This is a genomic window from Bacillus sp. FSL W8-0102 (genome assembly GCF_038007225.1).
GTDB classification, from domain to species: Bacteria; Bacillota; Bacilli; order Bacillales; family DSM-4216; genus Bacillus_O; species Bacillus_O smithii.
In genome coordinates this window covers 2,075,306-2,088,808 of the sequence record NZ_JBBOWT010000001.1, presented here as the reverse complement: position 1 = coordinate 2,088,808, position 13,503 = coordinate 2,075,306, and the positions used below count along the sequence as shown (strand labels likewise).

The window sequence follows — 13,503 nt, the reverse complement described above, 5'->3', positions numbered from 1 at the left end:
TCAATCGAGAGTTAAGTGGTTAGCTCACGGATCACTTTCGAAAGAAGAACCATTCCTCTATTCAAATCATCTATAGAAGCATAGGAATAAGAAAGTCGAAGATACTGAGTCGCATGTTGATCGTAGACATTTCCTGGATTCAATAGAATTCCGTGTTCTAATGCTTTTTCAAAAAGTTCACGTATGGAGAGTGAAGGCGATAAGCGAAGCCATACATAAAAACCGCCTTTTGGAACAGACCAGGTCGCAATGTCGGAAAAATACCTTTGCAATGAATCAATCATGACCTCTCTTCGCACCTTCAATGCTTTTCTGACATCATCCAAATGGCGATGGTATAATCCGCTTGAAAGCCATTCCGCAACCGCCCACTGGGACAAGGAACTGGATCCGTAATCGGTTTGCATTTTAATATCCGCCAATCGCTCAATGACAGGATTTGGTCCAACCACCCAGCCGATTCTCAAGCCGGGACTCAATGTTTTCGACATGCTCCCGAGATACAGAACAAGTCCATTTTTATCGATGGCTTTCAAAGGTGGGGGAGGCGGAGAATCGAGCCAAAGTTCCCTATATACGTCATCTTCAATAATCGGCAGTCGCTCCTGTTCACATACATCCATCAATTCTCTTCGTCTTTCTTCAGACATCAAAATTCCTGTTGGATTATGGAAGGACGGGATCGTATAAAGCAACGCAGCGTTTTGCCGCTTTTTTTGTTCCGTAATCGTTTTTATTTGAACTCCATCTTCATCTATAGGAAGTCCAAATAATCGCATCCCGGCAGATTGAAACACATGCAGGGAATACAGGTATGATGGTTTTTCCAGAAAAATCGTCGACCCTCGTTGCAAGAGGCCTATTGAAATCAATTGCAATGCTTGTAAAGCTCCGGATACAATCAAAATCGAAGAAGGGGGAGCTTCAATTCCTATGGTTTTTAAATATCCGCTAAGCTTAAGCTGTTCCCTAAGAAACAGCAGCCCTTTAGGCTCTTCGTAGCCAAGTGAATTGATACGGTCCGGCAGTCGTTTAAAGACTTCTTTCATCATCTCACGAGGAAATAAATCAGGCGAAAGCTCTCCTGTTCCCAGCCGGATGATATTTGGAGCAAATTCTGCTTGATTGATTTCCTGTATCGTAGGCAAATTAGGATAATGGCTCCCTGCTTGCACATAGGAATACCAATCTGGGGGCGGGGTAGAATTCATCAAGGACCACGTATTGTTAATAATCTTGGTACCGCTCCCGCTTTTTCCTTCCAGCAATCCATCAGCAATCAACTCTTCCACAGCCGCTACGATCGTACTGCGGTTCACCCCCCATGCTTGGGCTAATGTACGTTGAGGAGGGATTTTCATCCCTACAGTCCATTCTCCTGTTTTAATTTTTTCTTTTATATATTTTTTGATTTGGATATAGAGGGGAGTTGGAGATGATTTGTCGGGTTTCCAATCCAATTCGATCATGAAAAAATTCTCTCCCATAAAAAATTTTTGAATTCATCTATTTGGATGAGTCTTTAGAGAAGATAGGGCATTAAACAAAAAGCTCTCCTTTCATAACTCGACTTCGACAATATAATCAAGCTGATTTTTTCCTACGTATTTTGGTACAACTCCCAATGCTTGAATCAGTTTGTCTGGAGCATTGATTTCGTGGTCCGGAGTGGATGGAAAATCAAGTTCAATCCAATCATTCTTTACGGTGGCGGTGAGTATTCCGCTTTTTGTGCTAAAACTAACTGGATTTTCCGCTTTTATGTATCCCATCTCCCATAAAACGTAGGCGCTAGCCAAAGTTCCATGCCCACAAAGGGGTATTTCCGTAGACGGAGTAAACCAACGCAAGCTGAATCTACCATTTGTATGTTTGATAAAAGCAGTTGTTGGCAAATGGATCTCCTTCGCTACCTTTTGCATCCATTCGGCATCTTTTGATTCCGGTAAGAAACAAACAGCAGCAGGGTTTCCCGCAAATGGTTGATCCGTAAACGCATTTATTAGAAAAATGTTCATTTCGTCCCCTCCCCATAATGCTTGTTTTGATTATACAACTTGGTTGGTATCAAATCCAACCAATTGGTTGGAGACAACGATTGATATTCGAGTAAAATGGTATTCATACGATAGCAATAGGGGGGATTTGAATGACACGGACTTATTCTCGCATTTGGACTCATCCTTCCTCTTGGCGTCCAAAACGTTTTTGTTTTTAATCAGGGGGCCCTTCAGAAACGCTTTATCCATGCTCTCCCGGTCGTGTTAACGGCTTCAATATGCGATACACTTTTAATCACCCTTGCAGTTTTTGGTGTATCTCTTATGGTTTTGGGTTCTTTTTGGATCAAAACGATCCTATTAACCACTGGAATGGTGTTTTTGTTCTATATGGGGTGGAGTACTTGGAAAAGCACTCCTGCTGCTGAAAAAGGAAAGAACGAAAATACTGCCAAAGAAACTTTTACTCCTTTAAAACAATTTGTGTTTTCGGCATCGGTCTCGTTGCTGAATCCTCATGCGATCATGGATACGGTTGGAGTGATCGGAACGAGTTCACTTCAATACAATGGGTCTGAAAAAATGGCCTTCTCACTTGCTTGTATTCTGGTTTTTTGGATCTGGTTTGCGGGACTGGCAGTGGCTGGCCGGATAAGAGGGGAGATAGATAAATCTGGACGCTTGATGAGGATTTTCAACAAAATTTCAGCATTGGTAATGTGGGGAGCAGCCATATATATTGGATTCACGCTGATAAAATAAAAGCCGGGTTTTTGTATCACGGCGGTGGAAATCTTTCGTAACGAGGTTTCATTTTCTTCGCCTATGATTGAACTTTCAGCACTAATATTAAAAACTCTTGTATTTCTATTAAACATAGTAATAGTCTAAAAGGGAATCCAGTACTGATGACGAGCATAATAGGGAGATCAAGAAGCAGTGGAAACTATTTAAGCGGAATTGAAAGGAGGAGTTAGAATTGAAACATCCGTTTGCACATTATCGTTCTTTATTTCCTGTTTTAGAGTCGAAAATCCATCTGGCGAGTTGTTCGCAAGGCGCCATATCAAAAACTGTATCCAAATCGATAGAAGATTATATGAATAGTTTATTATCGATGGGGGTTAATTGGAATCAAGCAATAAAAGAAGTGGAAAAGGCAAAATCCAGTTTTGCAAATTTAATTGGTGCTGCACCTGATGAGATTGCTGTATTCAGTTCGGTCTCTGACATTTTTTCTGCTATTGCTTCTTCTCTTTCTTTTGAAAAAGGTAAAAATATCGTTGTGACTACAGATATGGACTTTCCAACCGTCGGTCATGTATGGCTTGCTCAGGAGAAATTTGGAGCAAATGTGAGATTTATTCCTTCACAACAAGGAGTGATCCCTTTAGAATATTACGAGCGTTATGTAACGTCTGATACGCTCATCACGTCCATTTCTCATGTTGGTTATCACAATGGATTCAAACAAGATATTCAAGCAATCGCGGAAATTGTCCATCGTAAAGGTTCTCTTTTATTGGTGGATGCTTATCAATCAGCCGGACAAGTTCCCATTGATGTAAAGAAAATGGATATTGACATATTGGCGGCAGGAACGAGGAAATACATATTAGGTATTCCCGGAATATCCTTCTTATATATAAAAAAAGAATTAGCAGAAAAATGGAAGCCTCGTATAACAGGATGGTTTGGTCAAGAAAATCATTCGAAATTCAACGTTCATCAATTCACATTAGCAGCTGGAGCACGTCGTTTTGAAACTGGTACACCCTCTTTTATCAGCGCTTATGCCGCTACCGCCGCTCTTCGTTTGCTTCTTGATATAGGAGTGGAGAATATATCTTCTTATTTAAATCCATTAGCTCAATTCGCATTAGATTATGGACAAGAAAAAGGATTACACGTTGCTGGGCCTCTATCTGCTGATCAGCGAGGCGCCATGACAGCTTTTTATGTGAAAAATGCTGAGCAGATTGATTCTATTTTGAAAGAGAGAAATATCATTGTTTCTGCAAGAAACGACGTCATCCGAATCGCTCCCCATTTTTACAATACGCAGGATGAAATTCGGCAGGCGATTGACGAGTTGACAACCGCTCTTATACAAACGAACGGGGGAAATGAATGAGATGGACATTAAGAAAAAGGGACATGAAACAGGCGCCAATGGAGTTAATTTGACAATTTATAAAAAAGAGCATGCCAAATGCGAATTATTGTTTGAAAAATGTTAAGATTAAAATAAAGAATTATCCACTTTCACCAGCCTTCACAAAGATTGAATCGCTGATTTGTCTTCATTGGGCTCATCAGAGAAGTTATCCTCTCGAACGATTAAAATGAGGCATGGACTTGTTACTCGATTGAATAAACTATAGGATAAGAAACTGTTTTGAATTCATCCAGATCATTTTCTTCAGCAGTTTCCTTTTGCGGCAAAAAAGCGAAAAATGGTACCATATCCATAAATCTTCCAGTGAAGGGACAGAATAGTTGTGAAAGTAGGAATTGCTTTAGGAGGCGGTGCTGTACGCGGGATAGCCCATATTGGAGTGTTAAAAGTGTTAAAGAAGCATCGAATCCCCATTGATTTTATAGCAGGAACGAGTATGGGCGGTGCGATTGGAGGCTTAGTTGCCGCGGGTATTGATGTAGAAGAAATTGAAGAGTTTGTTCTAAGCACGCCATCTTATCGATTGATGGATATTGGAATTCGAAAACGTGGAATTTTAGCCGGAAATAAAATATACGCTACGTTGATTCAATTTTTGGAGCAAAAAGGGCTTGGTGATATTAAAATCGAGGATTTGAAGATACCGTTTCGGGCAGTATCGGTCGATTTGATTAAAGGAAATGTTTTCGTGATGAAAGAAGGCAGCCTTGTCTTGGCTATTCGAGCAACCACATCGGTTCCTGGTATTTTTTCTCCCGTTCATTATCAAGGTAAAGTATTGGTGGATGGCGGAATTTTAAATAATCTCCCTGCCGACTTGCTTCATGAAGCCGGAATGGATAAGATCCTTGCAGTAGATGTCGAAAGGGAACATGATGAACAGGAACCTCGTAATATATTCGAAACGGTTTATCGTTCGTTTACAATTATGATGACCGTGCAGCGCCGTGTCAACTTGAAGTATGCAGATGTCGTTTTTCGTCCGGAAGTAGGTCATATTTTAGCGTTCGACACAAGCAGAATCCGAGAATGCATTGAAGCTGGCGAGCGAGAAGCTCAACGGAAGATTCCTAAAGTGTTATCTTTGTTGGAATCAAAATAGTATAGGGGGTTGAATTGGAAATGGATTTAATCAAAAAAGGATTGGCATTTGGACTAGGTTTGGCTGTTACGAGCAAGGAACAAGCAGAAAAATTTGTGAATGATTTGGTGAAAAAAGGGGAGTTGTCTCTGGAAGAATCAAAAGACATGGTCAATCAGCTGGTTCAGCGGGGAGAAGAAGAAAAAAAAGGATTACAACGCATTGTACGGGAGCAAATCAAACAAATATTAAACGAATTGGATTTAGCGACAAAAGAGGATATTCAAAAACTGGAACAACGAATTCAGAAATTGGAAAATGATGATAAGTAAAGGAACCCTGTCTCGGGTTCCTAGTCTTTTGAAGGGGATATAGTATGATTGGAAAAAGAATTCGTCATATCAGTCGTTATCGCGATATTGCTATTACGTTGATTCGTAACGGTTTTGGGATGGTGGTCGAGGAAACCGGCATTGCTCAATTCCTCTCTCTCCCCCAGCGTCTGTTTTTCGAGAAGAAGGAAAAAGCTTCTAAGTCTGTCAGTGAACGAATTAGAATCGTTCTGGAAGAATTGGGTCCTACTTTCGTGAAATTGGGGCAAATTGCCAGTACTCGCCCTGATTTGATTCCTGAAGAAATAATAAGAGAATTAGAAAAACTGCAAGACCATGTTCCACCTTTCTTTTTTCAAGAAGTGCGTGAAATTGTTCAAAGTGAATTAGGAGAAGAAATTGAAAACATATTTCTCCATTTTGAGGACGTGCCGCTTGCGGCTGCTTCGATTGGACAAGTCCATCGGGCCACTTTGCGCACCGGGGAACAGGTAGCAGTCAAAATACAACGTCCAAATATTACGACTGTGATTGAAACAGATTTGGAAATTCTTCAAGATTTGGCGACATTAGCTGAACAACGATCGGAATTGGCAGCAAAGTATCAAATCCGCGATATGATGGATGAATTTTCTAAGTCCCTTCGCGAAGAACTCGATTATACGAATGAAGCACGGAATGCGGAGAAAATTGCCAATCAGTTTAAAGATGACTCTACCATCTATGTTCCAAAAGTTTTTTGGGAGTATACCACTAAAAAAGTATTAACGATGGAATATGTCGAAGGGGTAAAATTCAATGAAATAGACCAACTGAAGAAAAATGGCTACAACTTAAAAAACTTAGCTGAACGTCTTGCAAAAGGAATTTTTCAACAAGTTTTCATCGGTGGCTTTTTTCACGGGGACCCGCATCCAGGAAATGTACTAGTATTACCTGGAGAGATCATTGCTTTTCTCGATTTTGGAATGGCAGGGCGGCTTACTCCCGATATGAGATATCATTTTTCATCTTTAATCATTTCGTTGATGCGTCAAAGTACCGATGGGGTGATTCATTCGATCAGTGCAATGGGATTGATTCCGGATGATGTAAACATGAAACAGTTGCAAGCTGATGTAGAACGTATGAGGGAAAAGTATTATGATGTTCCTTTAAGCCAAATTCGTTTAGGGGAGGCCGTGAACGATTTATTTCGTTTAGCTTTTCAGCATTCAATCCGAATTCCGGCCGACTTATCATTATTAGGAAAAACTTTGCTGACGGTTGAAGGCGTAGTTGAAAATCTTGATCCTGAATTCAGCATACTCGATATTGCCGAACCATTTGGCCGTCGACTGTTAAAAGAACGATACCATCCCAAAAATGTAGCAGAAACGGTATGGAAGCAAGTTTCTGATTATGGAGAATTGATTTTGGACTTTCCAAAACACATGAAAGAATTTACTTCTTTGGTCAAGCGGGGAAGACTTCGTATGGAGGTCGGCATCCCGGAACTGGATCTTTTTTTAAAGAAATTGGATCAGATCAGTAATCGATTATCATTTAGCATTGTTTTATTGTCTTTCAGCATCATTATGGTTGGGATCATTATCGGTTCTTCCATGAATAGACAATCCACGTTGTTGTGGAAATTTCCTGCCATTGAGATGGGATTCGTGGTGGCAACATTCATGTTTTTTTGGCTTTTGTATTCGATTTTTAAGTCAGGAAGATTTTAACGAAATAGAAAAATGGATGATCGCAAGTGGAAGACCCCCCGGCTGTAGGGGGAGTTTTACTGTATACATTACGATTGGGCAGCAAGTCTAATGCATAACAGGAAAAAGTCTAAAAGGAGAACGCCTTTTAGTGATTGGTATTCGATGATGTTTTTGCGGGATGGTGTCAAAAAATAAGAATAAAATGGGGCTGTATGATTGTATTTTATACCCCTTACCCGTATAATGTATAATGAAGATGCGATCAGAATGAGGTGATATCAGTGGACCACTGTGAAGATAATTCCATCAATCCTAAAATGGTTCCCCGAACAGAGGAAGAAATTGAAAGTTTAATAAAACGCTTGAAACGCATTGAAGGACAAGTGCGTGGAGTGCAAAAAATGGTGGAGGACAACCGTTATTGTATTGATATTTTAGTTCAAATTTCGGCTATTCAAGCCGCATTAAAGAAAGTAGGTTTTAATTTGTTGGAACGTCATGCCAATCATTGTGTTTCTAAAGCTATTCGTGAAGGCAACGGAGAAGAATCCATTCAAGAGTTAATGGAAGTTGTTAAGCAATTCTCTAAGTAAAGGGGGGAATGCTTTATGAGTGAACAAAAGATCGTCACATTAAAAGTGACTGGTATGACATGTGCCGCTTGTTCCAATCGTATTGAGAAAGTGCTGAACAAGATGGATGGAGTAGAAGCCAATGTCAATTTAGCGATGGAAAAAGCAACGGTTAAATATGATCCGGCTAAACAAAGTGTAGCCGATATTCAAACAAGAATTAACAAATTAGGGTATGGCGTTGCGACTGAAAAAGTAACGCTGGATATTGAAGGGATGACATGCGCGGCATGTGCAACTCGGATTGAAAAAGGTCTAAATCGTATGGAAGGCGTTACAAATGCAACGGTAAACCTTGCGACAAACAGTGCAGTTGTTGAATACAATGAAGGCGTTTATTCTGTAGATGACATTTTAGAAAAAATCAAAAAGCTTGGCTACAAGGGACAGATTCGAAATGAAGAACAAGATCAGGCTGGTCGGAGAAAAGAGCTGCTGAAACAAAAAAAGCGGCAACTGGCTATTTCGATCATCTTATCATTGCCCTTGCTTTATACGATGATTGCTCATATGCCTTTTGATTTAGGCTTGCCGCTTCCGCATTTATTAATGAATCCATGGTTCCAGCTTCTATTAGCGACACCCGTTCAGTTTTACATAGGCGGTCCTTTTTATGTTGGGGCATATCGGGCATTGCGGAACAAAAGTGCCAACATGGATGTATTAGTAGCTCTTGGAACATCGGCCGCTTACTTTTACAGCTTGTACGAAGCATTTAAAACTTTAGCCAATCCCGAATATATGCCGAAATTGTATTTTGAAACAAGTGCCTTGCTGATTACGCTTGTACTGGTCGGAAAATACTTTGAATCGCTGGCAAAAGGAAGAACGACAGAAGCCATCTCTAAGCTGTTGAGTTTGCAAGCAAAAGAAGCTCTTGTGATCCGTAATGGTCAAGAAGTAAAAGTTCCGCTTGAAGAAGTGGTGATCGGAGATACCATTCTTGTCAAGCCCGGAGAAAAAATCCCGGTAGACGGCACTGTTATTTCCGGGATATCCTCCGTGGACGAATCCATGATTACTGGCGAATCGATTCCGGTTGATAAGAAAGAAGGAGACGCTGTCATAGGAGCTACTTTGAATACAAATGGCGTACTGACCATTCGAGCCGAAAAGGTAGGAAAAGAGACGGCCCTTGCCAATATCATTAAAATCGTTGAAGAGGCTCAAGGTTCTAAAGCGCCGATTCAGCGGATGGCAGATGTCATCTCAGGAATTTTCGTGCTATTGTGGTAGGGATTTCTGTTGCATCGTTTATGATATGGTACTTCATTGTGGCGCCGGGTGACTTGCCAAAGGCGCTTGAAGTGGCCATTGCGGTTCTTGTCATCGCCTGTCCTTGTGCGCTTGGATTGGCCACTCCGACATCCATTATGGTCGGAACCGGTAAAGGCGCGGAAAAAGGGATCCTCTTTAAAGGGGGTGAGTATTTAGAAGGAACGCATACAATCAATGCTGTGCTGCTGGATAAAACAGGTACTGTTACAAAGGGAAAACCAGAAGTAACAGATGTAGTAGAGTTTCAAAATGGCATGCTTGATTATGCCGTTTCGGCCGAGAGCGCTTCTGAACATCCGCTGGCCCAGGCGATAGTGGAATACGGAAAAAAACAAGCGATTTCCATAAAACCATCGGAGCATTTCTCTGCCATTACCGGCCACGGAATTGAAGCTACTATTGAAGGCAAACATGTTCTTGTTGGAACGAGAAAATTGATGAAGGAGCACTCGATTGACATATCCGAGCATGAAAATCAAATGGCGGATTTTGAAAAACAAGGGAAAACCGCCATGCTGGTTGCCATTGACCATCAGATTGCCGGCATCATTGCTGTCGCGGATACCGTAAAAGAAAGCTCCAAAGAAGCCATTCAAACTTTAAAACAAATGGGTATAGAAGTGTACATGGTAACGGGAGACAATCAACGCACGGCTGAAGCGATAGCGAAGCAAGTGAATGTGGATCATGTGTATGCCGAAGTGCTCCCTGAAGACAAAGCGAAAATCGTTGAAGAACTCCAAAAACAAGGAAAACGAGTGGCGATGGTCGGCGATGGGATCAATGATGCTCCCGCTCTTGCAAAAGCGGATATCGGAATGGCCATCGGCACAGGAACGGATGTCGCGATTGAAACGGCTGATGTAACGTTGGTTGGCGGAGATCTGGCACATATTCCAAATGCGATTGAGTTAAGTCGTAAAACGATGAGAAACATTCGACAAAATCTATTTTGGGCTTTGTTTTATAATTCTGTTGGCATTCCTGTGGCAGCAGCTGGATTATTGGAGCCTTGGGTTGCGGGAGCGGCTATGGCATTCAGCTCTGTATCGGTTGTGACAAACGCGCTTCGTTTGAAACGCGTGAAAATAGAAAATGGAACCATATAAAGGAGGAATTCTTAATGGACATTACATTAAACGTCGAAGGAATGACTTGCGGACACTGCAAAATGGCCGTAACAAATGCTCTTAAAGAGCTGGATGGTGTGAAAAATGTAGATGTGCATCTAAAAGAAGGCACTGTGGAAGTAGTTTTTGATGAGACAAAAGTCAGTGTAGAAAAAATGAAAGAAGCGATCGAGGATCAAGGTTACGATGTGAAATAACATCCACAAGAGATCATGGAGCAAAAATCCATGATCTCTTATCATTTTTGACATGATCAACGGTTTGGACGACAAAAGTCTGACAAGCCTAACTATGAACATTTTTACGGACAAATTTGGCATTAGAAATGATGAATACAACCTTTTCCATTTTGATAGGGCGTTAAACTACAAGAAAACAGAGAAGCAGTATGGAGAAACACAAAAAAGGAGTATACAAAGATGGAATCAACTGTTTCAAAGAAAAAAACAATTATTTCCTATATTATAAGCTTCGCTTTTATTATCGCGATGATAACAGCTTCGGTGATACTTAAAGATCGCGAAATCATTTTGCCGGAAGTAGCAGCCATGGCGATTGCCATGTGGGTGTGGCGAGATGAGGGGTGGATAAGACAGCCATTCAAGATTTTTCTGGTTCCTTCTATTACGGCTTTGATCGGTTTCGTGGTGAATCAATTGCCAATTTCTTATTTAGGAAAAGTCATCTTTACCCTTATCCTAATGATGATCTTTTTGTGGACCATTCAATCGAACTTAGGCCCTTCCATTGCGACGGGATTGCTGCCGGTGGTGACGAATGCAACGGAATGGTCATTTGTGATATCCGTGTTTATTCTTACTTTTTTATTGATGATTGGGGTTCTCCTATTTAGGTTAAATAAAGGATTGGAGAAGAAAACGGAGATCCAGTACAAGTATATGGCAGTGTTCTTGGTGCTGATCTTAGTGTGGATTGGTTTATGTTCGATTGTCGGCTACCCATTGGCTGTGATCCCGCCGATACTCGTGGTCGTATTTGAGTCGCTTCAAAAACCGATGTACAACGGAAAAATGGCTTTTAAACAAGGGCTTGTCTTAACGGTTTCTGCGACGATAGGAACGCTTTTATATTTTTCTAGTGATTCTTGGATATTGGCAACATTGCTAGACATGATTTTGATGCTGATTCTGTTATATGTCGTCGGCATCCGTGTCCCTGCGGTTTACGCTTTTCCGCTTCTTCCATTTGTCTTCCCGGATGAGATTGTGGCGAAGCTGCCACTAGGTTCCTTTATAACATGCTTATTCCTGTTATCTGCAGTGTTGGCCTATAAAAAGATCGAGATGAGGCAAAAAGGAAGAGCTGTACAAATGTGATCTATGTTCAAAAGCGGCCATATATCTAGCAAAATCCATTGAACGTTGCAAGATGGTTTGGGAAAATTTGTTTAGAATGCAGTCAGCCAGATGGTCTGGCTGCATTTATTTTAATTGATTTGAAGCTAGGATCTAAATCAGACAGCTATTGCTGGTAAAAATATGCATACTCTAAAGTGAAATTGATAGAATAGAATTTAATAAAGCCTTTTATTTATTGCGGAATTATTTAAAATTTTCATTTTCATTCATTAGAAGATATCTATAAAAAATCATCATCAAAATGATGATTTCAGACTGTCGACAAATCCGAAAAAACCGGATTTGCCGACAGTCTTTTTTTGTATAATTAAGATACCGTAATGAATTGAGGTGGATGAAGTGCTAACAAAAAATACACAGATGAATCGTGATCAAATAGAAATGATAGCTTTAGACCAACTTGTACCTGCAGATCATTTGGTTCGTAAAATCGACGCTGCTATTGATTTTTCATTTATCTATTCGCTTGTTCAAGACATGTATTCATCGGAAAGAGGTCGACCAAGTATTGATCCAGTTGTATTGATTAAAATGGCTTTCATCCAATATACCTTCGGTATTCGTTCCATGCGAAAAACTATAGAGGAAATCGAAACGAATCTGGCTTACCGTTGGTTTCTTGGATTTGGTTTTTATGATAAGGTACCTCACTTTTCAACGTTTGGGAAAAACTACGAGCGACGCTTTAAGGATACAGACTTATTTGAACAGATATTCTATCGCATTTTGAAAGAAGCTGCAGATAAGAAGCTGATAAGCAGTGAGCATGTCTTTATTGATTCTACTCATGTCAAAGCGAGTGCGAATAAGCATAAATTTGAGAAGAAAGTGGTTCGAAAAGAAACGAAAGCCTATCAAGCACGTCTACAAGATGAGATAAATGCTGATCGAGAAGCACATGGAAAAAAGCCATTTCCTCCAGATAAATTTGGGAAAGAAGAATATAAAGAAATAAAAGAAAGTACCACTGATCCGGAAAGTGGTTACTACGTAAAAGACGAGCGAACAAAACAGTTTGCTTACTCATTCCATGCTGCTGCGGATCGAAATGGCTTTGTTTTGGGGGCTATTGTAACGCCAGGGAATATTCATGACAGTTCCGTATTGGAGCCACTTCTTGAAAAAGTCATCGAAAAACATGGAAAACCGGTTGTAGTTGCTGCTGACGCTGGATATAAAACTCCCGCCGTTGCCCAATACATATTTGAAAATGATATGACCCCTGCTTTACCTTATACTCGCCCTCGTACAAAGGATGGTTATTTCAAAAAACATGAGTATGTTTACGATGAATACTACGATTGTTATCTTTGTCCGCAAGGACAAGTGTTAAAATATGCAACTACGACGAAGGAAGGCTATCGTCAATATTTTTCTGATCCAGTCCAGTGTAAAGATTGTCCATTCCTCTCGAAGTGCACCCAAAGTAAGGAGCATAAAAAACTGATTCAGCGACATGTATGGGAATTTTATTTAGAGGAAGCTGATCATCTTCGGCATACACAAGAGAATAAGAGCATTTATGCAAGACGGAAAGAAACTATTGAACGTGTTTTTGCTGATGCAAAGGAAAAGCATGGTATGCGTTGGACAACCTTAAGAGGTCTAAAAAAATTGTCCATGCAGGCGATGCTAACTTTTGCTGCAATGAATTTGAAAAAGATGGCTTGCTGGACATGGAAAAGTCCAGCAATAACATAAAATAGACCCCTCTAGGGGTCTATTCCAAACATTTGAAAGCATAAAAGTGACAAAAGGCATCCGAATACACACATTCGGATGCCTTTTG

Annotated in this window: 11 protein-coding genes and 1 pseudogene; 10 read left to right on the top strand and 2 right to left on the bottom strand. The window is 40.5% G+C overall.

Going from position 1 to position 13,503, the window contains the following annotated elements:
- Positions 1-11 precede the first annotated feature (11 nt).
- On the bottom strand, positions 12-1,469 hold the full coding sequence (pdxR, locus tag N1I87_RS09995; RefSeq protein ID WP_341101540.1) for a MocR-like pyridoxine biosynthesis transcription factor PdxR: 1,458 nt from the start codon (positions 1,467-1,469) through the stop codon (positions 12-14).
- 90 nt (positions 1,470-1,559) lie between these two features.
- The gene (locus N1I87_RS09990; protein WP_341101539.1) at positions 1,560-2,018 is read right to left on the bottom strand and encodes a PhzF family phenazine biosynthesis protein; all 459 of its coding nucleotides are present in this window, start codon (positions 2,016-2,018) and stop codon (positions 1,560-1,562) included.
- A 144-nt stretch (positions 2,019-2,162) separates the two neighbouring features.
- Between N1I87_RS09990 and N1I87_RS09985 the strand changes: the two genes are divergently transcribed.
- The 10 genes and pseudogenes from N1I87_RS09985 (at position 2,163) to N1I87_RS09940 (ending at position 13,415) form a co-directional block, all read left to right on the top strand.
- Positions 2,163-2,762 carry a LysE/ArgO family amino acid transporter gene (locus N1I87_RS09985; protein ID WP_341103348.1) on the top strand — a complete coding sequence of 200 codons (600 nt, stop codon included), beginning with the start codon at positions 2,163-2,165 and terminating at the stop codon, positions 2,760-2,762.
- Positions 2,763-2,979: 217 nt separating this feature from the next.
- Positions 2,980-4,134, top strand: a complete 1,155-nt coding sequence (locus N1I87_RS09980) for an aminotransferase class V-fold PLP-dependent enzyme (RefSeq protein WP_341101537.1) — start codon at positions 2,980-2,982, stop codon at positions 4,132-4,134.
- A gap of 367 nt (positions 4,135-4,501) precedes the next feature.
- Positions 4,502-5,281, top strand: a complete 780-nt coding sequence (locus tag N1I87_RS09975) for a patatin-like phospholipase family protein (RefSeq protein ID WP_341101535.1) — start codon at positions 4,502-4,504, stop codon at positions 5,279-5,281.
- Positions 5,282-5,301: 20 nt separating this feature from the next.
- Positions 5,302-5,592: a phasin family protein gene (locus tag N1I87_RS09970; RefSeq protein WP_003352822.1), complete on the top strand. Its 291-nt coding sequence runs from the start codon at positions 5,302-5,304 to the stop codon at positions 5,590-5,592.
- Between the two features lie 44 nt (positions 5,593-5,636).
- Positions 5,637-7,313 carry an ABC1 kinase family protein gene (locus N1I87_RS09965; protein WP_341101534.1) on the top strand — a complete coding sequence of 559 codons (1,677 nt, stop codon included), beginning with the start codon at positions 5,637-5,639 and terminating at the stop codon, positions 7,311-7,313.
- 263 nt (positions 7,314-7,576) lie between these two features.
- Positions 7,577-7,888, top strand: coding sequence for a metal-sensing transcriptional repressor (locus tag N1I87_RS09960; RefSeq protein ID WP_003352825.1), 312 nt, complete (start codon positions 7,577-7,579; stop codon positions 7,886-7,888).
- Between the two features lie 15 nt (positions 7,889-7,903).
- A pseudogene (locus tag N1I87_RS09955) lies at positions 7,904-10,314 on the top strand (heavy metal translocating P-type ATPase).
- Between the two features lie 14 nt (positions 10,315-10,328).
- Positions 10,329-10,532 carry a copper chaperone CopZ gene (copZ, locus tag N1I87_RS09950; protein ID WP_341101532.1) on the top strand — a complete coding sequence of 68 codons (204 nt, stop codon included), beginning with the start codon at positions 10,329-10,331 and terminating at the stop codon, positions 10,530-10,532.
- 222 nt (positions 10,533-10,754) lie between these two features.
- Positions 10,755-11,672 carry a hypothetical protein gene (locus tag N1I87_RS09945; protein ID WP_341101531.1) on the top strand — a complete coding sequence of 306 codons (918 nt, stop codon included), beginning with the start codon at positions 10,755-10,757 and terminating at the stop codon, positions 11,670-11,672.
- A gap of 381 nt (positions 11,673-12,053) precedes the next feature.
- Entirely contained in the window at positions 12,054-13,415 is a 1,362-nt protein-coding gene (locus N1I87_RS09940) for an IS1182 family transposase (RefSeq protein WP_048622333.1), read from the top strand.
- Positions 13,416-13,503 lie beyond the last annotated feature (88 nt).

Excerpts from the sequence above, each read along its gene's own strand:
- N1I87_RS09945 (WP_341101531.1), top strand. The coding sequence starts at position 10,755 with ATGGAATCAACTGTTTCAAAGAAAAAAACAATTATTTCCTATATTATA.
- N1I87_RS09990 (WP_341101539.1), bottom strand. The coding sequence starts at position 2,018 with ATGAACATTTTTCTAATAAATGCGTTTACGGATCAACCATTTGCGGGA.
- copZ (WP_341101532.1), top strand. The coding sequence starts at position 10,329 with ATGGACATTACATTAAACGTCGAAGGAATGACTTGCGGACACTGCAAA.
- pdxR (WP_341101540.1), bottom strand. The coding sequence starts at position 1,469 with ATGATCGAATTGGATTGGAAACCCGACAAATCATCTCCAACTCCCCTC.
- N1I87_RS09970 (WP_003352822.1), top strand. The coding sequence starts at position 5,302 with ATGGATTTAATCAAAAAAGGATTGGCATTTGGACTAGGTTTGGCTGTT.
- N1I87_RS09965 (WP_341101534.1), top strand. The coding sequence starts at position 5,637 with ATGATTGGAAAAAGAATTCGTCATATCAGTCGTTATCGCGATATTGCT.